Annotated in this window: 22 protein-coding genes; 11 read left to right on the plus strand and 11 right to left on the minus strand. The window is 68.3% G+C overall.

Features of this window, described 5'->3' with window-relative positions; translation table 11 throughout:
• Positions 1-17: 17 nt before the first annotated feature.
• Together ACFPN9_RS02045 and ACFPN9_RS02050 are read left to right on the plus strand one after the other, a co-directional pair.
• A complete protein-coding gene (locus ACFPN9_RS02045) occupies positions 18-749 on the plus strand; it encodes an amino acid ABC transporter ATP-binding protein (RefSeq protein WP_066735729.1) in 732 nt (243 codons plus the stop codon).
• Positions 750-761: 12 nt separating this feature from the next.
• On the plus strand, positions 762-2,063 hold the full coding sequence (locus tag ACFPN9_RS02050; RefSeq protein WP_066735717.1) for an NAD(P)/FAD-dependent oxidoreductase: 1,302 nt from the start codon (positions 762-764) through the stop codon (positions 2,061-2,063).
• Positions 2,064-2,102: 39 nt separating this feature from the next.
• Here the strand turns inward: ACFPN9_RS02050 and ACFPN9_RS02055 are convergent, their stop codons facing one another.
• Positions 2,103-2,849 (minus strand): glucose 1-dehydrogenase, encoded by a 747-nt coding sequence (locus tag ACFPN9_RS02055; RefSeq protein WP_067987849.1) that lies wholly within the window; start codon positions 2,847-2,849, stop codon positions 2,103-2,105.
• A 220-nt stretch (positions 2,850-3,069) separates the two neighbouring features.
• On the opposite strand from ACFPN9_RS02055, the gene ACFPN9_RS02060 reads away from it, so the two are divergent.
• Complete coding sequence (locus ACFPN9_RS02060; protein ID WP_066725665.1) at positions 3,070-4,194, plus strand: zinc-dependent alcohol dehydrogenase family protein; 1,125 nt, start codon at positions 3,070-3,072, stop codon at positions 4,192-4,194.
• A gap of 96 nt (positions 4,195-4,290) precedes the next feature.
• Here the strand turns inward: ACFPN9_RS02060 and ACFPN9_RS02065 are convergent, their stop codons facing one another.
• The 8 genes from ACFPN9_RS02065 to ACFPN9_RS02100 form a co-directional block, all read right to left on the minus strand.
• On the minus strand, positions 4,291-5,724 hold the full coding sequence (locus ACFPN9_RS02065; RefSeq protein WP_066725662.1) for an aldehyde dehydrogenase family protein: 1,434 nt from the start codon (positions 5,722-5,724) through the stop codon (positions 4,291-4,293).
• Between the two features lie 83 nt (positions 5,725-5,807).
• Positions 5,808-6,224 (minus strand): PIN domain-containing protein, encoded by a 417-nt coding sequence (locus ACFPN9_RS02070; RefSeq protein ID WP_066725659.1) that lies wholly within the window; start codon positions 6,222-6,224, stop codon positions 5,808-5,810.
• Positions 6,221-6,451 carry an AbrB/MazE/SpoVT family DNA-binding domain-containing protein gene (locus ACFPN9_RS02075; protein WP_066725657.1) on the minus strand — a complete coding sequence of 77 codons (231 nt, stop codon included), beginning with the start codon at positions 6,449-6,451 and terminating at the stop codon, positions 6,221-6,223. The genes ACFPN9_RS02070 and ACFPN9_RS02075 overlap by 4 nt, the downstream gene beginning before the upstream one ends.
• Positions 6,452-6,538: 87 nt before the next feature.
• Complete coding sequence (locus ACFPN9_RS02080; RefSeq protein ID WP_066725654.1) at positions 6,539-7,240, minus strand: ABC transporter ATP-binding protein; 702 nt, start codon at positions 7,238-7,240, stop codon at positions 6,539-6,541.
• A 2-nt stretch (positions 7,241-7,242) separates the two neighbouring features.
• Positions 7,243-7,992: an ABC transporter ATP-binding protein gene (locus ACFPN9_RS02085; protein WP_066725652.1), complete on the minus strand. Its 750-nt coding sequence runs from the start codon at positions 7,990-7,992 to the stop codon at positions 7,243-7,245.
• On the minus strand, positions 7,989-8,951 hold the full coding sequence (locus tag ACFPN9_RS02090) for a branched-chain amino acid ABC transporter permease (protein ID WP_066725644.1): 963 nt from the start codon (positions 8,949-8,951) through the stop codon (positions 7,989-7,991). Before ACFPN9_RS02090 ends, ACFPN9_RS02085 begins: the two co-directional genes overlap by 4 nt.
• Positions 8,951-9,856 (minus strand): branched-chain amino acid ABC transporter permease, encoded by a 906-nt coding sequence (locus ACFPN9_RS02095; protein WP_066725693.1) that lies wholly within the window; start codon positions 9,854-9,856, stop codon positions 8,951-8,953. The genes ACFPN9_RS02090 and ACFPN9_RS02095 overlap by 1 nt, the downstream gene beginning before the upstream one ends.
• A gap of 163 nt (positions 9,857-10,019) precedes the next feature.
• A complete protein-coding gene (locus ACFPN9_RS02100) occupies positions 10,020-11,324 on the minus strand; it encodes an ABC transporter substrate-binding protein (RefSeq protein WP_082732722.1) in 1,305 nt (434 codons plus the stop codon).
• Between the two features lie 248 nt (positions 11,325-11,572).
• Here ACFPN9_RS02100 and ACFPN9_RS02105 point away from each other — a divergent pair, with 248 nt between their 5' ends.
• The 3 genes from ACFPN9_RS02105 to ACFPN9_RS02115 are packed head-to-tail and all read left to right on the plus strand — an operon-like array spanning position 11,573 to position 14,729.
• Complete coding sequence (locus ACFPN9_RS02105) at positions 11,573-12,706, plus strand: CaiB/BaiF CoA transferase family protein (protein ID WP_066725640.1); 1,134 nt, start codon at positions 11,573-11,575, stop codon at positions 12,704-12,706.
• An 11-nt stretch (positions 12,707-12,717) separates the two neighbouring features.
• Positions 12,718-13,875: an acyl-CoA dehydrogenase family protein gene (locus tag ACFPN9_RS02110; protein ID WP_066725638.1), complete on the plus strand. Its 1,158-nt coding sequence runs from the start codon at positions 12,718-12,720 to the stop codon at positions 13,873-13,875.
• 14 nt (positions 13,876-13,889) lie between these two features.
• Positions 13,890-14,729, plus strand: coding sequence for an HTD2 family dehydratase (locus tag ACFPN9_RS02115; protein ID WP_066725636.1), 840 nt, complete (start codon positions 13,890-13,892; stop codon positions 14,727-14,729).
• A gap of 15 nt (positions 14,730-14,744) precedes the next feature.
• Here the strand turns inward: ACFPN9_RS02115 and ACFPN9_RS02120 are convergent, their stop codons facing one another.
• Entirely contained in the window at positions 14,745-15,707 is a 963-nt protein-coding gene (locus ACFPN9_RS02120) for a LysR family transcriptional regulator (protein WP_066725634.1), read from the minus strand.
• Between the two features lie 254 nt (positions 15,708-15,961).
• Here ACFPN9_RS02120 and ACFPN9_RS02125 point away from each other — a divergent pair, with 254 nt between their 5' ends.
• On the plus strand, positions 15,962-16,963 hold the full coding sequence (locus ACFPN9_RS02125; RefSeq protein WP_066725631.1) for an MBL fold metallo-hydrolase: 1,002 nt from the start codon (positions 15,962-15,964) through the stop codon (positions 16,961-16,963).
• A 38-nt stretch (positions 16,964-17,001) separates the two neighbouring features.
• Here the strand turns inward: ACFPN9_RS02125 and ACFPN9_RS02130 are convergent, their stop codons facing one another.
• Positions 17,002-17,694, minus strand: a complete 693-nt coding sequence (locus ACFPN9_RS02130) for a GntR family transcriptional regulator (protein WP_066725628.1) — start codon at positions 17,692-17,694, stop codon at positions 17,002-17,004.
• A gap of 218 nt (positions 17,695-17,912) precedes the next feature.
• Here ACFPN9_RS02130 and ACFPN9_RS02135 point away from each other — a divergent pair, with 218 nt between their 5' ends.
• The 4 genes from ACFPN9_RS02135 to ACFPN9_RS02150 are packed head-to-tail and all read left to right on the plus strand — an operon-like array spanning position 17,913 to position 22,076.
• On the plus strand, positions 17,913-19,445 hold the full coding sequence (locus ACFPN9_RS02135; RefSeq protein WP_066725626.1) for an ABC transporter substrate-binding protein: 1,533 nt from the start codon (positions 17,913-17,915) through the stop codon (positions 19,443-19,445).
• Entirely contained in the window at positions 19,442-20,398 is a 957-nt protein-coding gene (locus tag ACFPN9_RS02140; protein ID WP_066725622.1) for an ABC transporter permease, read from the plus strand. Before ACFPN9_RS02135 ends, ACFPN9_RS02140 begins: the two co-directional genes overlap by 4 nt.
• A complete protein-coding gene (locus ACFPN9_RS02145) occupies positions 20,395-21,216 on the plus strand; it encodes an ABC transporter permease (RefSeq protein WP_066725619.1) in 822 nt (273 codons plus the stop codon). Before ACFPN9_RS02140 ends, ACFPN9_RS02145 begins: the two co-directional genes overlap by 4 nt.
• 32 nt (positions 21,217-21,248) lie before the next feature.
• Positions 21,249-22,076 (plus strand): creatininase family protein, encoded by an 828-nt coding sequence (locus ACFPN9_RS02150; protein WP_066725610.1) that lies wholly within the window; start codon positions 21,249-21,251, stop codon positions 22,074-22,076.
• Positions 22,077-22,108: the final 32 nt, after the last annotated feature.

Raw genomic sequence — 22,108 nt, forward strand, 5'->3', positions numbered from 1 at the left:
TGGTCGCGGGCGCGCCGATGATCGAGATCACCGGCGTCACCAAGAGCTTCGGCTCGTTTCCGGTGCTGAAGGGCATCACGGCGAGCGTCGCCCGGGGCGAGGTCGTCTGCCTGATCGGACCGTCCGGCTCCGGCAAGTCGACGATCCTGCGCTGCATCAACGGGCTCGAATCCTATGATGGCGGCGCGATCACGATCGACGGCGAGCGCGTCGAGCGCGACAAGCCCTCGATCGTCGGCATCCGCACGGCGATGGCGATGGTGTTCCAGCGCTTCAACCTGTTTCCGCACCGCACCGCGCTGGAGAACGTCGTCGAGGGACCGATCTTCGTGAAGAAGGAGCCGGCGGCGCAGGCCCTGGCGCGCGGACGCGACCTGCTCGATCGTGTCGGGCTCGGCAACAAGATGGATGCCTATCCCGGCCAGCTCTCGGGCGGACAGATGCAGCGCGTCGCCATCGCGCGCGCGCTCTGCATGCAACCCAAGGCGATCCTGTTCGACGAACCAACCTCGGCGCTCGACCCCGAGCTCGTCGGCGAGGTGCTGCAGGTGATGAAGAGCCTGGCCGAGGAGGGCATGACCATGCTCGTCGTCACCCACGAGATGGGCTTCGCGCGCGAGGTCGCCGACCGCGTGCTCTTCCTCGACGGCGGCGTCATCGTCGAGCAGGGCCCCTCGCGCGAGGTGCTGAGCGCGCCGACCCATCCGCGCACGCAGGATTTCCTGCGCCGCGTGCTGCGTCCGATCTGAGGAGCGAGCCCCGTGGCCGAACCCTTCCCGCTCGCCCCCTCGCTCTGGTTCGCGACCGCACCGGCCGCGGCGGCGACCCCGCCGCTGGCGCAGGACGTCAGCGCCGATGTCTGCGTGATCGGCGCCGGTTTCGCCGGCCTGTCGACGGCGCTGCATCTGGCGGAGGCCGGCGTCTCGGTCGTGGTGCTCGAGACCCACGAGCCCGGCTGGGGCGGGTCCGGCCGCAATGGCGGGCAGGTTATCCCCGGCATCAAATATGATCCGAGCGAGATCCTCGCCAAATTCGGCCCCGTTGCGGGCGAGGCGCTGATCGGCTTCGTTGGATCCACCGCCGATCTCGTCTTCGACCTGATCGCGAAACACGGCATGGATGTGCCGCACAAGCGCGCCGGCTGGATCCAGGGCGCGCATACGCCGGCCATGGTCGAGACGGTCAAGCGCCGCGCCGCCGAATGGCAGGCACGCGGCGTCGACGCGCAGTTCCTCGACAAGGACGCCGCCGCCCGCCTGCTCGGCACGGATCGCTATCTCGCCGGCTGGGTCGACCGGCGCGCCGGCGGTGTGCAGCCGCTCGCCTATGCGCGCGGGCTGGCGAAGGCGGCGCTCGCGGCGGGCGCTGCCATCCACGGCCAGAGCAACGTCGTCTCGCTCACGCGCAGTGGCGCGACCTGGACGGTACGGACCGCCCAGGGCGCCTCGGTGACGGCGCCGCGCGTCGTCGTCGCCACCAACGGCTATACGGGCGACCTGATCCCGAAGCTGCGCCAGAGCGTGATCCGGCCGAACTCCTTCATCGTCGCCACGCAACCGCTCTCCGACAACGTCGCGGGCACGATCCTGCCCGAGGGCCAGGTCGTCTCGGACACCCGCCAGCTGCTGCTCTACTTCCGCAAGGACCATCAGAACCGGCTGCTGATGGGCGGCCGCGGCCCCTTCCGCGAGCCGAAGGATGCCGCCGACTGGGCCCATCTCGAGCGCGTCGTCGGCAAGATGTATCCGCAGGTGAAGGGCGTGCCCTTCGACTTCCGCTGGTGCGGCCGGGTGGCACTGACGCGTGATTTCCTGCCGCATCTGCACGAGCCCGAGCCCGGCCTACTCGTCGACATCGGCTGCATGGGCCGCGGCGTCGGGCTGCAGAGCGCCATGGGCAAGGCGATGGCGGCCTACATCACAACCGGCGACAGGGGCCGCCTGCCCTTCCCGGTCGTGCCGATCACGCCGCTGCCGCTGCACGCGCTGAACGAGCTCTACGTCTCGGCGATCATCGCCTGGTACCGCCTCACCGATGGCGGCATGAAGGACAAGGCGGCCTGAAGGCCGGCGGCGGGCCTCCCCGCCACCGGCACGGATCGCTCAGACGCAGCGCCCGCCATCGACCGCCAGCACGCTGCCGGTCACCATCTCGGATTCGTCCGAGCACAGGAACAGCGCGGCATTGGCGATGTCCTGCGGCGTCGAGAACCGGCCCCAGGGAATCGTCGCGGTGAAGGCCTTGCGCTTTTCCGGCGTATCCTCGCCCATGAAGGTCGCCAGCAGTGGTGTCTCGCCCGCGACGGGCGCGATCGCGTTGACGCGGATCCGGTCCGGTGCCAGCTCCACCGCCATCGACTTCGATAGCAGGTTCGCCGCCCCCTTCGAGCCATTGTACCAGGTCAGGCCTGGCCGCGGCCGGACTCCCGCTGTCGAACCGATATTGAGGATCACGCCGCCGCCATGCTCGCGGAAATGCGGCACCGTTGCCTTCGCCATCAGGTAGATCGACTTGACGTTGACGTCGAAGACGCGGTCGAACTCCTCCTCGCTGACGTCGAGCATGGGCTGGTTGCGATGGCTGATGCCGGCATTGTTGACGACGATGTCGAGCCGGCCGACCTTGGCGATGACGCGCGCCACGGCCTTCTCGACGCTCTTGCCTTTCCCCACATCGCAGGTCACGGCAAAGGCCCGGCGGCCGATCGCCTGCGCGGCCTCCTTGGCCTTGTCGCCGTTGAGGTCGAGCACCGCCACCCGCGCGCCCTCGCGCACGAAGGTCTCGGCGATGCCGAAGCCGAACCCCTGCGCCGCGCCAGTGATCAGCGCCGTCTTGCCCTTCAGTCTCATGGTGTTTCCTCGGTCGTCCTGGGAACGCCATCATTGGCCGGGCCGCAGGCCTGGGACCAATGCGATTTGGCGATCCCGCTCAGACGGAAATGCTATGGCCGCGCGCGCAGCAGCCTGCGTACCACCCGCTTATGCCGGGGATCGCGAAACGATCTTTGACAGGCCCCGTCATTTGCGGCCCGATGGCGTCAACGACACAAGCCTGCCGAGGAACGCCTGAATGAAGATCCGTGCCGCCGTCCTGAATGCCAGTCCCGTCTCCGCGCCTTATGCGCAGAGCCGGCCGCTCTCGATCGAGGAGGTCGAGCTCGCTCCGCCGGGGCCGGGCGAGGTGCTGGTGCGGGTCCGCGCCGCCGGTCTCTGCCATTCCGACCTCTCGGTGATCGACGGCAACCGGCCTCGTCCCGTGCCGATGGTGCTCGGTCATGAGGCGGCCGGCGAGGTCGTCGAACCCGGCCCCGGCGTCCAGGATCTGAAGAAGGGCGACCGTGTCATCATGGTCTTCGTGCCCTCCTGCGGGCATTGCTCGCCCTGCAGCGAGGGCCGCCCGGCGCTTTGCGAGCCCGGCAACGCCGCCAACGGTATCGGCGAACTGATCGGCGGCGGTCGCCGGCTCTCGGCCCATGGCAAGCCGGTGCATCACCATGTCGGCGTCTCCGCCTTCGCCGAATATGCCGTGATCTCGCGCCATTCGCTGGTGAAGCTCGAGGCCGACATTCCCCATGAGATCGCGGCGCTCTTTGGCTGCGCCGTGCTGACCGGCGTCGGCGCTGCCGTGAACACGGCCAAGGTCAGGGCTGGTGAAACGGTCGCCGTCGTCGGCCTCGGCGGCGTCGGCCTGAGCGCGCTGATGGGCGCCGCCGCCTGCGGCGCGTCCCGCGTTATCGCGGTCGATCTGTCCGATGAGAAGCTCGCCATCGCCCGCGATCTCGGCGCGACCGACACCTTCAATGCGGGCGACCCCGGCGTCATCGAGGCGATCCGCGCCGCGACCAAGGGCGGTGTCGATCACGGGCTGGAGATGGCGGGCTCGGTCAAGGCGCTCGACCTCGCCTACCAGATCACGCGGCGCGGCGGCACGACCACGACGGCAGGCCTCGCCAACCCAGCCCACACCCTGTCGCTGGCCCCCGTGCGCCTCGTCGGCGAAGAGCGCACGCTGAAGGGCTCCTATGTGGGCTCCTGCATCCCGGTGCGCGACATCCCCCGCTTCGTCGACCTTTACCAGCGCGGCAAGCTGCCGGTGGACAAGCTGATGACCAGCCAGAGCGGGCTCGACGGCATCAACGAGGGCTTCGACGCCTTGAATGAAGGCCGCACCATCCGGCACGTCATCATGATGTGAGGAAGAGCGTCATTCTCGGGCGGAGCGAAGCTTCGACCCGAGAATCTCTGGCAAGAGATGCTCGGGTCGAGCCCGAGCATGACGCGCCCCGACCTCTCACCCGTGCTTGTGCACGATCGTCTTGGTCACCGCGAACTCCTCCAGCGCGGCGAAGCCCTTCTCGCGGCCATGGCCGGATTTGCCGGTGCCCCCGAAAGGCAGCTCGATGCCGCCGCCGGCGCCATAGCCGTTTATGAAGACCTGGCCGGCGCGGACCTTCTTGGCAACACGCTGCTGGCGCCCGCCATCCTTGGTCCACACCGCCGCGACGAGCCCGTATTCGGTCGAGTTGGCGAGCTTGATCGCATCCGCCTCGTCGCTGAAGGGGAAGGCGGCGAGCACCGGGCCGAAGACCTCCTCCTGCTCCAGCCGGTTGCCGCGCGGCACTGTCCCGAACAGCGTCGGCGTCACATAGAAACCGCCATTGGGCACGCCCTGCGCGATCTGTCCCTCGGCGATGACCGGAATGCCGGCCTCGCGGGCCTGATCGATGAAGCTCTGAACGCGGCCACGCTGCTTGGCGTTGATCACCGGGCCGCAATCGAGATCCATTTCCGGCGTGCCGGCGCGCAGCTTGGTGAACTCCTTGGCGACCGCACCCATGAAGTCGTCATAGACGCGTTCCTGCACCAGCACGCGCGAACCGGCCGAGCAGGTCTGCCCGGTGTTCTGGACGATCGCCTTGCAGACGATCGGCACGGCGGCGTCGAAATCGGCATCGTCGAAGACGATCTGGGGCGACTTGCCGCCGAGCTCGAGCGTGCAGGGGATGAGATGCTCGGCGCAGGCGTGCTGCACCATCTTGCCGACCTCGGGCGAGCCGGTGAAGGACATGAAGTCGACCCCGTGATGGGCCGAAAGCGCCGCGCCCGCCTCGTGCCCGCGACCCGTGACGATGTTGATCGCGCCGTCGGGGAAGCCGACCTCGGAAGCCAGCACCGCCAGCCGCAACGCCGTCTGGCAGGCCTCTTCCGCCGGCTTCAGCACGACCGCGTTGCCCATGGCGAGCGCCGCCGTCAGCGAGCGGCCAAACATCTGCGCCGGATAGTTCCAGGGCAGGATATGGCCGGTGACGCCATGCGGCTCATGGATCACGTTGACGCTGTAGCCGTTGAGGAAGGGCACGATGTGGCCATGCACCTTGTCGGCCGCGCCACCATAGAACTCGAAATAGCGGGCGGTCGCCTCGATGTCGGCGCGCGCCTGGGCCATCGGCTTGCCGGTGTCCTGCGCCTCGATCTTCGCCAGCTCGTCGAAATGGTCGAGCACCTTGAGCCCGAGCTTGGAAATCAGCCGTCCGCGCTCGGCCGCTGTCAGCTTGCCCCAGGCGCCTTCATAGGCCGCGCGCGCCGCCTTCACGGCATCGTCGATATCCTCGGCCGTGCCGCAGGCGATGCGGGTGAACTCCTCGCCGGTGGCGGGGGCCAGCACGGCCATGGTCTCGCCGCTGCGGCCCGCCACATGGCGGCCGTTGATGAAGTGCTGGGTCATGGGGTTTCTCCTATCCGGGCCCCTCATGCGGGGCGAAAGTCTCGTTCGAAAGATGCCCTGCGCAGGGGCAGGCCGATCGGGTTTCAGCTCGATCCGATGACGAAGGGGTTGTGGATCGTCAGGCGGCCCTCCACGACCAGCCCGTCCTGCAGATCCTCTGACCAGAAGGTCGTGCAGCCGAGTTTCAGAGCCGCCGCGATCATCATCGCGTCATAGACCGAAAGCCGGTGGCGCTCGGCGATCTCGATGCCGGCGAGATGCGTTTCGAGATCGAGAGGAGCGACCGCGGACAGCAGCGCCCGGATCGCGTCGAGAGCCTCCCGCACCTCCCGCCACTCCATCGCGAGCTTGCGCCGCGCGACATTGGCGAACTCGTTGAGCGCCTGCACGCTGCTGGCACAGCCCTTTGCCAGCAAGGCCTCGGCGCGGGCCGAGCGGGTATCGTTGCAAAACGCGTAGACCAACACATTCGTATCCAGGAACTCGCTCGGTGCCGTCACCGCGCATTGGCCTCGTCGCGGTCGAAACGCCAGCCGGGCGGCAACGGCCTGCGCAGCGCGCGAACCCGTTCGAGCGCCCGTTCGCGGCTGCGGTCGAGGTCAATGTCGAAGGCGCGCTCGCCGGCGACGCGGATCTCGATGTCATCGCCCTCCTTCAGGCCAAGTGCCTCGACCACGGATGCGGGCAGGCGGACGGCCAGACTGTTACCCCAACGCGCGACCTGCATGACGCGACCTCCTGATATACTCCCGAAGATGTATATCTTGCGCTCCTCGTTGTCCAACGCCAGCCGAGGCCAGAACCCATCCGCGACCTAATGCAGCCCCGCCGCTTCGAGCGAACTCGCCGCCAGGCCGCCGGCCACTTCCGTGACCTCGCCACGCTCGATCGCATAGGCTCGCTCGGCGAAGCTGCGCAGCAGACTGGGATTGGATTCGGTGATGAGCAACGCGATCTCGGGATGGCTGTCGCGCAGCGCGCGCAGGGCGGTCGCGTAGCGCTGCGCCAGCACCGGGGCGAGGCCCTGGAAGGGTTCGTCGAGCAGGATGACGCGCTGCCCCACCATCAGCGCCCGGGCCAGCGCCGCCATCTTGCCCTGGCCGCCCGAAAGCCCCGCCGCCGCGCGGTGGCGCAGATCGGCCAGTTCCGGCAGCACCTGATAGATGCCCTCCAGCCGCCTTGCGATCTCGGCGCCCGGCACCTTCATCACCTCGGCCGGCAGGCGGATGTTCTCCTCGATCGAAAAGCTCGAAAATAGCCGCCGGTCCTCCGGCGCGTAGCCGATTCCGAGCCGCGGCCGCTCATGCGGCGGGATCGCCAGGATCGGCCGGCCGTCGAAGGCGATCGTGCCCTCGGTCACCGTCATGAAGCCCATGATCGCGCGCAGCAGGCTGGTCTTGCCCGCGCCGTTGCGGCCGATCAGCGCCACGGTCGCGCCCTCGGCCAGCGCGAAATCGACCTTGCGCAACACCTGCACACCTTCAATGACGGCCGACAGTCCCCTGATCTCCAGCATGGCTAGACTCCCACCCCGATCACGGTTTCGCGGACCTCGGGATGATTGAGGATCTCGTCGGGCGTGCCCTCCAGCGCGATGCGACCGCCCGACCAGACCGCGACGCGGCTGGCGTAGCGCGCGACCACATCCATGTCGTGCTCGACGAAGATCGCCGTCGTGGCGCGGGCGTCTAGCGCGCGTGTCAACGTATCCATGACCTGGAACTTCTCGTGGCTGGAGACGCCCGAGGTCGGCTCGTCCATGAAGATCAGCTTCGGATCCAGCGCCAGCGCCACCGCGATGTCGATCAGCTTGCGCATGCCCTCGGGCAGCTCTCGCACCGGCCGCTCGGCGGTGTCGCGCAGGCCGACGCTGTCGAGCAGCGCGATCATCTCCTCGCGCTTGGGGTGGCGGTCGAGCCGCAGGAAGGGCGACCAGGTGCCCTCGCGCGCGCTCAGCGCCAGCAGCAGGTTCTCCATCACTGTGTTGTCGGTGAAGAGCTGCGGGATCTGGAAGGAGCGGCCGATGCCGCGCCGCGTGATCGTGCGCGGCGACAGCCCCGTCACATCCTGCCCCGCGAAGATCACGCGGCCCGACTGCGGCTTCAGATAGCCAGTGCAGAGGTTGATGAAGGTGGTCTTGCCGGCGCCGTTGGGGCCGATGATCGCGATGCGCTCGTTGGCCCGCACGCTCAGCGAGGCGCCATTGGCCGCCAGCACGCCGCCGAAGCGCAATTCGAGATCGCGCGCCTCGAGGATGATCTCGCTCATCGCCCGCCCTCCCCGCCGGCGCCGGGTGCGGCCGCGCGCTTGCGACCCGCGATCAGGCCATAGAGCCCGCTCGGCGCGAAGAAGATGATGACGAGCAGCATCACGCCGAGCACAGCATGCCAGGTTTCGGGCGCATGCACGGCGGCATAGCCGCGGATGATCTGGAACATCAGCGCACCCAGGAAGGGCCCCGCCACGCCGCCGACGCCACCCAGGATCGCGATGAAGACGAACTCGCCCGAGCGCACCCAGTAGGCCAGTTCCGGCGTGACATGGCCCGAGACCAGAGCGATGATCGCGCCCCCCAGGCCCGCCAGCAGACCCGAGAGCAGATAGGCGCCGTAGAGCACCTTGCGGCTGGAAACGCCGAGATATTCCAGCCGCGTCTCGTTGGACTTGATCGCCTCCAGCGCCTTGCCACCCGGCGAGACGAGATAGCGCGCCACACCGAGCGCCGCGACCACGGCCAGCGCCAGTGTGATGTAGAACATCCAGAATTCGAAGGTCTCGCGATCGAGCGTCATGCCCGCGAGCGTCGGCCGCGGCACCCGCTTGCCGTCGGCGCCGCCGGTGACCGAGAACAGCTTTTCGAGCAGCGAGAAGAACACCATCGAGATGGCGAGGTTGAGCATGCCGAAGAAGATCGCGCGGTAGCGCACGATGAAGAGCCCGACGATCGCCGCGACGAGGCCCGACGCTGCAGTCGCGATCGGGACCAGCAGCAGCACCTCGTGGCCGAGGCTCGCCGCGGCCATGAAGGCGACGACATAGGCCGAAAACGCGAAGAACAGCCCGTGACCGAAGGAGACCTGGCCCGCCCGCAGCAACACGAGGATGCCGAGCGCCGCCAGCCCCTCGCACAGCGCGACGGTGAGGATGACCGTGGCCCAGGGCGAGATCAGCGGAAAGACGATGAGCGCGATCAGTAGCGCCGCGCCGATGAGATATTGGCGCGCCATCAGACTTTCCTCGTCTGCAACGTGGTGAACAGGCCTTCCGGCTTGATCAGCAGCACCGCGACCATGATCAGATAGGGGATCAGCACGTCGAACTCCGGCGCGAAATAGACCGCCGCCGAGCGTCCGAGCCCGATCATCAGGGCTGCGACCGCCGCGCCCTCGATGCGCCCGAGGCCGGCGGTGGCCGCCACGGCGAAGGACAGCACGATCATCCCAGAGCCGATGCCAGGCGTCAGCGAGGTCGTCGCCGAGGAGAGCGCCCCGCCCAGCGCCGCCAGCGACGCCCCGATCATGAAGGTGAAGAGATAGATCCGCGTCGCATTGATGCCCATCGCCATCGCTGCCTCGCGGTCCTGCGTCACTGCGACGATGGCCCGCCCGAAGGCGGTCCGCCGAAGGAACAGCCGCAGGCCGACCAGCACCGCGAGCGCCACCAGCGGGATCAGGATGAGCTGGTAGCGCGTGTAGAAGATGCCGAAGACCTCGACCGTGCCGAGCCAGTTCATCGGCGCGTTGGCGAAGAGCGGCTGCGTGCCGAACACGACCTTCTGCGCATCCTCCAGGATCATGAAGACCGCGAAGGTGACGAGGAGCTGCAGCACCTCCTCCTTGCCGTAGATCCGCCGCAGCAGCAGCGCCTCGACCAGCCCGCCGACGACGACGCCGACCAGGATCGCCGAGATCAGGAAGAGCGGAAAGGAGAGCCAGGTCGGCAGGCCCATCCCGGCCGCCGCCAGCACGGCGCTCGCCGCGACATAGGCGCCGATCGCGTAGAACGAGCCATGCGCGACGTTGAGCACGCCGAGCACGCCGAAGATCAGCGACAGCCCGACCGCCACCAGAAACAGCAGCGAGCCATAGGCGAGGCCGTCGAGCGCGGCGAGGAAGAGCATTTCAGGAGGCATGGCCATCCGATTCTGGATTGTGATCAACCGTTCCGCGCCATCCCGGACGCAGCGAAGCGGAGATCCGGGATCCATCGTAGAGCGCGGTGCCCTCCGATGGATCCCGGAGCTGCGCCGCTACGCGGCTTGTCCGGGATGACGGCGGCGGATGCGGCTGGTTCGATTACTTCGAATAGTCGAAGGTCTCGATCGACTTGTCGTTGACCATCTCGGGCTTGATCTTGGCGAACCACTCGAGCGACTTCTCGCCGACCGGGGTGGTCACCAGCTTGCCGGGATAGAGCGCCATCTTGTCATAGACCGCGAAGGGGTATTCCGGCACGCGCTTGGTGGTGCCGAGCATCTGGTCCTCGAGCCCCTGATGGTCGGAGCGGATGGTGATCGTCCCCGTCAGCGACTTGAACTCCAGCCCCTCGAAGGCGGTAATAACCTGCTCCTTGCTGGGCCACTTGCCGCCATTGGCGGCGGAGGCCTTCTCATAGGCCTTCACCAGCCCGGTCACGGCCTGATTCATGTGGAAGGTCGGGTAGATCGGATAGACGCCGGTCTTGTCCTTGTACTTCTTCACGAAGGACTGCATTTCGGGCGTGTTCTTGTACTTCGGATGCAGGAAGTAGTGGTCGCCGCGCGAGCCGACGATCACACCTTCCGGCAGCACATTGCCGAGCCGCTCCAGCGAGCTTTCCGCCAGTGGCAGCACAAAGGTCGACTGCTTCAGCAGGCCGCGCGCCGCCGCCTGCTGGACGAAGGTGTCGAGATCGCCGCCCCAGGAGGTCGAGATCACCACATCGGGCCGCAGCGCCGAGAGGCGGGTGATCTCGGTGGAGAAGTCGGGCGCGCCGAATTTCGGGAACAGCTCGGCGACGACCTTGACGTCGGGCTTCAGCGCCTTGAGGCCAGCCTGCAGCAGCGCCCAGGATTCACGGCCCCAAGCATAGTCCTGGTTGACGACCGCGATCGTCTTGAAGTCCGGCTTGGTCTTCATGAGGTAGAGCAGCGTCGCCATCATCTCGGCGCCGGCATGGCCCTGGGTGCGGACCGAATACTTCCACTTGCCCTCTTCGAAGATCGTCTGCGTGCCGCAATCCCACATCACGTTGACGACCTTGAGGTCCTCGGCGACGGGGGCGAGCGCGTTGCAGGAACCCGACGAGATCGCGCCGAACATCACCTGCGCGCCCTGGTCCTGGACGACGCGGCGATATTCCGAAATCAGCTGGTTGGTGCCCGCGCCCTCGTCGACATAAACCGGCTTCACCGGCACGCCGAGGATACCACCCTTGGCGTTCAGTTCCTCGAAGAACAGGTCGGCGGCATTGCGGCCGGGCACGCCGAAGACCGAAGCGGGTCCCGACAGGAAGGTCGCGATGCCGACGACCAGTTCCTTCGGCTTCTCCTGCGCCTGCACCGGAAGCGCCATCAGCGCCCCTAGAACGAATGCGGCTACGGCTGATCGTTTGATGGCCATCGGTTCCTCTCCCTGAATCCTCTGGAGCGCGCTCTTGGGCGGCGCACTGCCTGGAGCCGAGAGGGGTGCATGGGCGATCCGGCAGGACAAGTAGGATAAAACGATGAGGGCCATAGCGATTATCTATGGTGATCGCGGCACAGCGAGGATTTCGCTATGCCCCTCATCGCAAAACCCTATTTGACTTGGCTCCGGCTTCGACGGCCCGTCTGCGAGGGTGGATGGGAAGGCGGACCGCCGGAACGACGATGAACGCGCTCGAAGGAATTCTGGTGGTGGCGCTGGAGCAGGCGGTGGCCGTGCCGACCGCGACCTGCAAGCTCGCCGATGCCGGTGCACGCGTCATCAAGCTGGAGCGCGCCGAGGGCGACTTCGCCCGCGGCTATGACGATTATGCGAAAGGCCAGTCCTCCTATTTCGTCTGGCTGAACCGGGGCAAGGAATCCTGCCGGGTCGATCTCAAGCTGGAAGACGACCGCGCCATGGTCGAGGCCATGCTGGCGCAGGCCGATGTGTTCATCCAGAACCTCGCGCCGGGCGCCACCGGCCGGCTCGGCCTCGGCGCGGCCGATCTGCGCGCGCGCTATCCGAGACTGATCACCTGCGACGTCTCGGGCTATGCGCCGGGCACGCCGCACCACACGCGCAAGGCCTATGATCTGCTGATCCAGGCCGAATCGGGGCTAGCTGCCATCACCGGCACGCAGGCCTCCGGCCCGTCGCGCATCGGCGTCTCGATCGCCGACATCGCCACCGGCCAGGCGGCCTATGCCGCCATCCTCGAGGCGCTGCTGCGTCGCGCGAAGACCGGCCGGGGCTCCGCGATCCAGCTCTCGCTGTTCGATACCCTGGGCGACCTGATGAACGTGCCCTATCTGACGCGGCGCTATGGCGGCATCGAGCCGCCGCGGCTGGGGCTCGCCCACCCCTCGATCGCCCCCTATGGCGTCTTCTCGACCGCCGATGGCGATGTGCTGATCTCGATCCAGAGCGAGCGCGAATGGCAGATCCTCGCCCGCGAGGTTCTGGGCAGCGCGGCTCTCGCCGAGGACCCACGCTTCGCCACCAATGTCCTGCGGGTGCGGCAGCGTGAGACGGTGGATCGCGAGGTTCAGGCCCTGCTCGCGACGCGCTCCTTCGCCGAGGTCACCGCCGCGCTCGATCGCTATGCCATCGCCTATGGCACCGTCTCCAGCGTCGGCGACCTCATCACACACCCCGCCGCGACCGCCCTGGCCACCCCGACGCCGTCGGGCCCCGTCGAGGTCCTCGCCCCGCCCGCCATCGTCGACGGGCAGCGCGTGACGATGCGCCCCGTGCCGGCGCTCGGCCAGCATGACGAGGCGTTGCGGGCCGAGTTCGGCCGCTCTTCGGCCCCGTAAAGACAGCAACCATGCAGCACCCATCCGACCATGCCGAGATCCGCGACGCCGTCGCCCGCCTCTGCGCCGGCTTCCCGGGCGAGTACTGGCGCAAGCTCGACCGCGAGATGGCCTACCCGACCGAGTTCGTCGCGGCACTCACCGAAAGCGGCTTTCTCTCGGCGCTGATCCCGGAGGCCTATGGCGGCGCCGGCCTGACGCTATCGGCGGCGAGCGTCATCATGGAGGAGATCCAGCGCCAGGGCTGCAATGGCGGCGCCTGTCACGCGCAGATGTATGTCATGGGTACGGTTCTCCGGCATGGCTCGGAGGCGCAGAAGCAGGCCTGGCTGCCCCGCGTCGCCTCGGGCGAACTGCGCCTGCAGGCCTTCGGCGTCACCGAGCCGACCAGCGGCACCGACACCACCGCGCTGCGCACGACCGCCAGGCGCGAGGGCGACCATTACGTCGTCAACGGGCAGAAGATCTGGACGAGCCGCGCCGCGCAGTCGGACCTCATGCTGCTGCTGGCGCGCACCACCCCGCGCGAGCAGGTCGCCAAGCGCACCGACGGGCTCTCGGTCTTCCTGCTCGACATGCGCGAGGCGCTGAAAAACGGCCTCACCATCCGGCCGATCCGGACGATGATGAACCACGCCACCACCGAGGTCTTCTTCGACAATGTCCGCATCCCCGCCGGGAACCTGATCGGCGAGGAGGGCAAGGGCTTCCGCTACATCCTCTCGGGCATGAATGCCGAGCGCATCCTGATCGCGGCCGAATGCGTCGGCGACGCCAAATGGTTCATCGAGAAGGCCTCGACCTACGCCAAGGAGCGTCAGGTCTTCGGCCGGCCGATCGGCCAGAATCAGGGCATCCAGTTCCCGATCGCCAAGGCCTACGCCAATATGCGCGCAGCCGAACTGATGGTGCGCGAGGCGGTGCGGCTCTATGAGGCCGGCGAGAATGCCGGCGCGGAGGCCAACATGGCGAAGATGCTCGCTGCGGATGCCTCCTTCGAGGCGGCCAACGCCTGCATCCAGACCCATGGCGGCTTCGGCTTCGCCGAGGAGTACGATATCGAGCGCAAATTCAGGGAGACCCGGCTCTACCAGGTGGCGCCGATCTCGACCAACCTGATCCTGTCCTATCTCGCGGAGCATGTGCTGGGCATGCCGCGCTCCTACTGAAGGCTCTCGGATCCATGGACATCGACCATCTCCGCGGCTGGATCGGCAGGACGGAGGAGGCCTCGGATCTCGTCACGCCGCGCCTGATCGAGAGTTATGCGGCCACCTTCGCGCCCCATCTCGCGCCCGGCCCGCAGGGCGACGCGCCGCTCGCGCTGCACTGGTGTCTCGCACCACCCATCGCACCGATGAACGCGCTCGGGCCTGATGGCCATCCGGCGAAGGGGGATTTCCTGCCGCCGGTGCCGCTGCCGCGGCGGATGTGGGCGGGCGGGCGCCTTGAGGCGCTGGCGCCCTTACGCGCGGGCGATCTCGTCACGCGCCGCTCGACCATCGGCGACGTCACGGCCAAGGAGGGCCGCACCGGCGCGCTCTGCTTCGTCGCCGTCCATCACGAGGTCTCGACTCCGCGCGGCCTCGCCCTGCGCGAGCGCCACGACATCGTTTACCGCGAGGCCACGAGCCTGCCGGCCCCCGCAACTGCTGCCACAGTCACACCGGAACCGGCCGATCTCGTCTGGGAGATCGAGGCCAGCCCGACCCTGCTCTTCCGCTACTCGGCGCTGACCTTCAACGGCCACCGCATCCATTACGACCAGCCCTATGCGACCGCCGAGGAAGGCTATGCCGGGCTCGTCGTCCATGGTCCGATCCAGGCGACGCTGATGCTCAACATCGCCGCGACGCTGGCGGGAACCACGACGCTGGCGCTCGATTATCGCGGCCTGAGCCCGCTGATCGCCGGCGGCCGCTTTGCCGTCAAAGCCCGGCGCAACGCCGACGGCGGCATCCGGACCTGGACGGAAGGCGCCGATGGGCGCTTGCGGATGGAGGGAACGGCGCGTCCGCTTTAGGGGGCGCCGCCGGCCTCACCCGTACAGCATCGGCGGCCCGCCATCCTGGCCCAGCGTCGCCGTCCAGGTCTCGTCGGTGACGAGGCCGCGCAGGATCTCCCAGGACAATTGCCCGATCGCGCGCGCCGCCGCCGGCATCGGCCGCTCGGTCGAATAGGCGAGATAGACCTTGCGGTAGAGCGTCGGGCGCTCCAGCGGCCAGGTCTGGAACAGCCCGGCCTTTTCCTGCGCCGCCACCGCCATGCGCGGCAGGATGCTGTAGCCGAATCCCTGCTCCACCAGCCGCTTGATCTGGCTGTAGGATTCGATCTCGATTGCCGGCTGGATGGTCGCCCCGGCCGAGGCCGCCGCCTCGTCGATCTGGTCGCGCAGCCCATGCCCGATGCCCGGCAGGATCAGGTCGAGAGCCGCGGCATCGGCCATCGCCACGGCCTCGCCCGACGGCGCCGGCGAGCCGGTGACGCCCGAGGCGCAGAACAGGCAGAGCTCTTCGGTCAGGACATGGTGGATGCCGAGCCCCTTGGGATCGGAGGTCGAGTAGATCATCGCCAGATCGACCTCGCCGCGGCGCAGCCAGTCCAGCACGAAGCCGCTCATCGCCTCGGCGATGCGGATCCGGATCGCCGGATAGCGCTCACGCGCCGCCTGGATCAGCGGCACGCTGAACTGCTCGCTCACTGTGCCGGGCAGGCCGATCCGGACCTCGCCACCCGGCAATTCGGCCTCGCCGCGCACGGCTTCGCGCAGCGCCCCGAACTCGGCCAGGATGACATGCGCGCGGGCCAGCAGGCGCTCCCCCGCCTCCGTCGGCAGCACGCCGCGCGTGCCGCGATGCAGCAGCGCGACGCCGAGCTCGTCCTCCATATGCCGCAGATGCTGGCTCAGCGCTGGCTGCGCCACACGCAGCTTGGTGGCGGCCTTGGAGAAGGAGCCCTGTTCGACGATCGCCGCGAAATAGCGAAGCTGCCTTAAATCCATCGCCGTTCGGGTCTCCCTGGGCCTGCGGCAAGCCGCAGGCCTGCATAGCGGCGCCGCGCACCCATGACCAGCGAGACCCCGCGACTGCGCCAGCTTTGCGTTATGGCGGCTAGAGCGAAGCGGTATTGGTCGAAGCCGCGGGCGCGGGTGCATCGTTCTCCCCGGATCCGCAGGCGCTCCGTCGCCCTTCGCGCAAGCCCCACAGAACAGGCCCCGAAGGCCGGCCCTATCGCAATGATCCCGGAGGAAATGCCATGTCGAACGACCCGTTCCGTCTGCCGTCGGCGAGCCGCCGCGGCTTCCTGGGCGCAGCCGCCGCCCTCGCCGCCACCGGTAGCGGTCTCCCGCTCATCGGCCCGGCAGCCGCCAAGGCGCCGCTCTCGAAGACGCAGCCGGCCTATTTCTACCGCTTCATGCTGGGAACGGCGGAGGTCACCGTCGTCTCGGACGGGCCGCTGCCGCTGGGCGATCCCGGCACGAGCTTCCTCGGCGTGCCGAAGGAAACCGTCTACGGCATGCTGGAGAACAGCTTCCTGCCCAAGGACAACGTCGTCCTCGAGCAGAACATCCCGATCGTGAATTTCGGCGACCGGCTCGTCATGTTCGACACCGGCATGGGCTTCTCCAAGGCCTTCGGGCCCACCACAGGCCGGCTCATGAAGAGCATGGAGGAGGCCGGCATCAAGGCCGGCGACATCGACGACATCGTCTGCAGCCACGCCCATATCGATCATATAGGCGGCATCTGCACGGCGGACGGCAAGCCGCTCTTCCCCAATGCACGCATCCATATCAGCCAGACCGATTTCGATTTCTGGACGGACGAGAGCAAGCTGGGCTCGCCGCTCAAGGCCTTCATCGAGCATGCCCGCGCCAATCTGCTGCCGGTGCGTGACCGCATCGTTTTCTTCAAGGACCAGCAGGAGTTCCTGCCGGGCGTGCAGGCGATCGCGGCGCCGGGCCACACCGCCGGCCACCACATCTTCAAGGTCGCCTCGGCGGGCAAGTCCTTCGTCTTCCTCGGCGACCTGACGCACCACGCCGTGCTGCTGACCGAGAACCCGCGTCTCGAATTTGCCTATGACAGCGACCCCAAGCAGGCCGTGCAGTCCCGCGTTCGGCTCCTGACGATGCTGGCGCAGGAGAAGACGCCGGTGATGTCCTACCACTTCGCCTGGCCGGGCTTCGGCAACCTCGCCAAGGCGGGCGAGGGCTTCCGCTACTACCCTGCGCCGATGCAGCTCATCCCGGTCTGATCGGTCCGGCGCGCCCGGCCTCCCGCGGCCGGGCGCGTTCAGGCCCCCTCGTCGCTCGCGCCTGGCGGGTCATAACCCGGCAGGCGCGACACAACCCCGGTCACGGGCCGCAGATGCTCGTCGAGCACGGCGCGCGCCCGCGCCTCGTCGAAGGCCCGCAGCGCCGCGATGAAGTCGCGATGCTCGACGCGGATGCGCTCGATCCGACCCGGATCCACCGCCAGTGCCCGCATGGCGACCCGCTGCTGCCGCGCCCCCAGCGACTGGTAGAGTTCGGACAGCACCTCATTGCCGAGCGCCTGCACCATACCGAAATGGAACTCGCGGTTGAGTTCGACACGGGCGAAATGGTCACTGCCGGCAATCGCGTCGAGCCGGTCGAGCACAGCCTCCATCGTCTCGGGCAGCACGATCCTTTCCCGGCAGATGCGGGCGACCGCATAGCCCTCGATCATGCGGCGGGTCTCGTAGAGATCGGCCAATTCCTGCGCCGTGACCTGCCGCACCAGCGCCCCCCGGCGCGGCAGCAGGTCGATGAAGCGCTCCGCCTCGAGCCTGTGGAAAGCCTCGCGGACCGGCGTCCGCGACACGCCCATGACCGAGGAGATCGCCTCCTCCTCGACGAAGGAGCCCCCGGCATAGACGCCGCGCAGGATCTGCTCGCGGACATGCGCATAGACCCGCTCGCGAGCCGGCCGGGACTCCGCATCCTGCGCCTGGGGCGGCGTCATCACGTTCAATCTGGGCATCCCGATTTGGCTACCGAAGCGGCAACTCTAGGCGCTTCGGCTGCGAACGGCAAAAATCCGCCACGTATACACGACGCATGACCGCCATGCGCTGCCGGACTGGCGTCGCCGCCCCGATGGCGCTCTTCTTGCCAGACAAGGGACGCCGGACAGACGCGACAACGCGCGCGGCGACGACGACCACAGCGAGGAGAAAGCCGATGACGATCTCACGCCGCACGATGCTGGCCGCCGGGCTGGCCGCGCCCTTCGCGAGCCTGCCACTGCTCTCCCGCCCCGCCAGCGCCCAGCGGGCCGCCGGCATTCTCCGCTACGGCCTCTCCGCCTTTCCGCCCAATCTGCAGCCCTGGGTCTCGACCGGCGCCTCGGCCGGCACGGTCAAGATGCTGATCCACCGCAGCCTGGTGTCCTACGGCCCGAAGGGCGAGCTGCGCGGCGAACTGGCAACCTCCTGGTCGCTCGACGGCGACGGCGCCTGGGTCTTCAAGCTCAGGCCCGGCTGCGTCTTCCACAATGGCGATCCGGTCACCGCCGAGGACGTGAAGTGGTCGATCGAGCAGATCGCCGGCGAAAAATCGACCGCCTATATGCGCAGCCAGTTCCAGAGCGTCGAGCGCATCGAGATCCCCGACCCCGGCACGATCCGGCTGGTCACCAAGACGCCGCAGGCGACGCTGCCGAGCTGGTTCGGCAACTACAACACCTTCATCCTCTCGCGGAAATCGACGCCGACCGAGTTCATCGGCGCCGGCCCCTTCCGGCTGGTCGGTCAGGAGCGCGGCTCTTCCGTCGAGATCGCGGCCTTCGACAAGTTCTACAAGCCCGGAATCCCGAAGCTGAAGGGCATCAAATTCGTCGTCTATGCCGACGAGAACCTGCGCTTTGCCGCCCTGCAGTCGGGCGATGTCGACATGATCGAATATGTCCCCTGGCAGTCGATGGCAGCCGTCGAGGCCGATCCGCGCCTCAAGCTCGACAGCCAGGAGGGCCCGTTCATGGACGTGCTCTTCAACGGGACGAAGCCGCCCTTCAACGATCCGCGCGTGCGCCGCGCCATCGCCCATGCCGTGCGCCGGGAGGACATCGTCAAGGTCGCCTTCTTCGGCCGCGGCAAGCCGCTCGAGGGCCTGCCGATCGTCGAGGGCACGCCCTGGTGGGACAAGGACCTGTCGCGCGGCTGGAACTACGATCCCGCCCGCGCCAAGGCGCTGCTGACGGAGGCGGGTTTCGGCAACGGCTTCCAGACCACGCTGCTCGCGACCGCCCAATTCGGCATGCACAAGGACACCGCCGAGATCGTCCAGCAGCACCTCGCCGCCATCGGCATCCAGTGCGAACTGCAGCTGCCCGACTGGTCGACCCGCGTCGCCCGCGGCTCGAAGGGCCAGTACGACATGGCGATCCACGGCGTCTCCTCGGACAACAACGATCCCGACGGGCTGACGGTCGTGCTCGACACGACGCTCTCCCCCAGCCATGGCCGCTCCTTCCGCGTCGACGCCCCGCGCACCATCGCAGCCCTCGCCAGGGGCCGCGCCGAGTTCGACCAGGCCAAGCGCGTCGAGATCTACAAGGAGATGCAGCGGGCCGCGCTGGAGGAGGTGCCGATGGTCGGCCTCGCCTGGCGCAGCCAGGGCTACGGCATGGACAAGGGCGTGATGGGCTTCACCAACCTGCCCGGCGCGCTCTCCAACTCCTCCGGCAACATGCTCGAAGAGACCTATTTCGGATGAGCGCGACCTGGCTCGCGCGCAAGCTGACGGTCGTCGCGGGCCTTGCCTGGCTCGTCGCGACGATCGTCTTCCTGGCGCTGCACATGGTGCCTGGCGACCCCGCCGAGCTCCTGCTCTCGACCGGCGGCGTCTCGCCGGACCCGGCCTCCGTCGCCGAGCTGCGCGAGAAGCTCGGGCTAGAGCGCCCGCTCTTCGTGCAATACGCCGCCTTCCTGGGCGGGCTGCTGCGCGGTGATCTCGGCACTTCGCTGGTCGATGAGTATCCGGTGATCAGCGAGATCGCTCTGCGCCTGCCGCGCACGCTGGAACTGATCGCCGCCGGCAGCGTCATCGCGATTCTGGTCGGCGTGCCGGCGGGCGTCTTTGCCGCGCTCGACCGCGGCGGCGCCTTCGACCGCGCCGCCTCCGCCGTCACGGCGCTGCTGCTGGCCGTACCCGTCTTCGTGCTGGGCACGCTGCTCGTGCTGCTCTTCGCGCAGACACTGCGGATCATGCCGGCCGGCGGCTTCGTGCCCTTTTCACAGGATCCCGTGCAGCACCTGAAGCTCCTGACCCTGCCCGCCATCGCCATCGCCAAGGGGCTGGCCGCCGTACTGTTCCGGATGACGCGCGCGGCGATGCTGGACGCGCTCGCCAACGACTATGTCCGCACCGCCCGCGCCAAGGGCCTCTCGCCCACCCGCGTCATCGTCGTCCATGTTCTGCGCAATGCGCTGAACCCGGTCGTCACCGTGCTCGGCCTGCAGATGGGCACGCTGCTCGGCGGCACGGTGCTGGTCGAATACGTCTTCAACTGGCCGGGCATGTCGACGCCGCTGCTGCGCGCCGTCGAGGGCCGCGACTACCCCATGGTGGTTGGCATCGTGCTGACGATCTCGGTGCTGTTCCTGCTGCTCAACCTCGTGGTCGAGCTCGTCCATGCCCTGCTCGACCCGCGGGTGGCGCATTCATGAGCGGCAACCGGCATTTCAAGCGCCTCTGGCTGCCCGGTGGCTTCGTCGCCCTGATCGCGCTGGCGGCGCTCTGCGCGCCGCTCTTCCCCCTGCCCGACCCGATCCGCCAGGACGTCGCCAACCGCCTCGTCGGCCCGATGGCGGGCTCCTGGCTCGGCCGCGACGAGTTCGGGCGGGACGTGCTCTCGCGCCTGCTCTGGGGCGCGCGCACCAGCCTGAGCGTCGCCTTCGCCTCCGCCCTGACGGCCGGCGCCATCGGCGTCCTGCTCGGGCTGATCGGTGGCTGGGGCAAGGGCGCCGCGGCCTTCCTCTCCGTGCGCAGCATGGACGTGGTGCTGTGCTTCCCGCCCGTGCTGCTCGCTTTGCTGGTGGTGACGCTGCTCGGCCCCGGCGCCGCGACGCTGATCCTCGTGCTCTCGGTGCTCTATCTGCCGGGCTTCGCCCGCGTCACCCATGCCGAGGTCCGCGCGGTCAAGCACCGCGACTATGTCGAGGCGACGCGCGCGCTCGGCGCCCGCCCCGCCTATCTCCTGCTGCGCACCGTGCTGCCCAACATCGCCGGGCCGATTCTGGTCCAGCTCTCGCTCGCGGTCGCCGCCGCCGTCGTGCTGGAGAGCGGGCTCTCCTTCCTCGGTCTCGGCGTCGTCCCGCCCGCCCCGTCCTGGGGGCTGATGATCCGCGGCGCGCGCGCCACCATGGAGCAGGCCCCGCTGCTGCTGGTCTGGCCCTGCGCGGCGCTGACGCTCACCATTCTCGCCATGAACCTGCTCTGCGACGGCCTGCGCGACGCGCTCGACCCGCGCACGGGCGGCCGTTGAACCACCACCGAAACCTGCAAGGACATAGTCCCATGGCTGCCAAGACCGACCCCCTCGTCCATATGGGCACGATCACCGGGGGCGAGGCCCGCGAGATCCTGAAAGAAAACCCGGTGATCCTGCTCCCCATGGGCAGCCATGAGGACCAGGGCCCGCACGCCCCGATGGGCGACTACCTCCTGGCCGAGAAAATCGCCGAGCTCGCCGCCATCCGCGCCAGCAAGGCCGGCACGCGCACGCTGGTGGCGCCGGTCCTGCCTTTCGGCGGGGCCGACTGGTTCGGCTCGATGACCGGCGGCATCGCGATCTCGCAGGCGACGCTGACCACCGTCATCGCCGAGATGGTGGATTCGCTGCATCGCAACGGCCTGACCCGTATCATCGTGATCAACGGCCATGGCGGCAATGTCGGCCCGATCTCGGAGGTCGCCCGCGAACTCTACCTGCGCGAGCAGATCGTGCTGCCGAGCCTATATCTCTGGCGCATCGGCTACGGCCTGCTGCCGGGCATCCTCGGCGGGGCCGACAAGGCGGCCGCCGTCGCCGGCCACGGTGCCGATCCGCTGACCTCGATCGGCCTGCATCTCTTCCCCGAGCTGATCCGCAAGGACCTGATCCCCGAGGCGAAGCCGCTGAAGCGCGATCCGGTCCTCGATCTGCCCTTCACGGGCTTGGGCCTCGCGAGCTTCGAGGGCCACGAGGTCGCGATGCCCAACGAGTATGACGAGACCTACAATCTCGGCGTCGCCAAGGGCGATCCGCGTCTCTGCTCCGCCGAGACCGGCGCCGCGCTCACCGAGAAGCTGACCGACATCTGCGCCCGCTTCATCGCGCATTTCGCCAGCAAGGTCGCAGCCTGATCCGGCCGGCCGCCGCGCAGCCCGCGCGGCGG

It is taken from the genome of Allobosea massiliensis (assembly GCF_042655245.1).
GTDB classification, from domain to species: domain Bacteria; phylum Pseudomonadota; class Alphaproteobacteria; order Rhizobiales; family Beijerinckiaceae; genus Allobosea; species Allobosea massiliensis.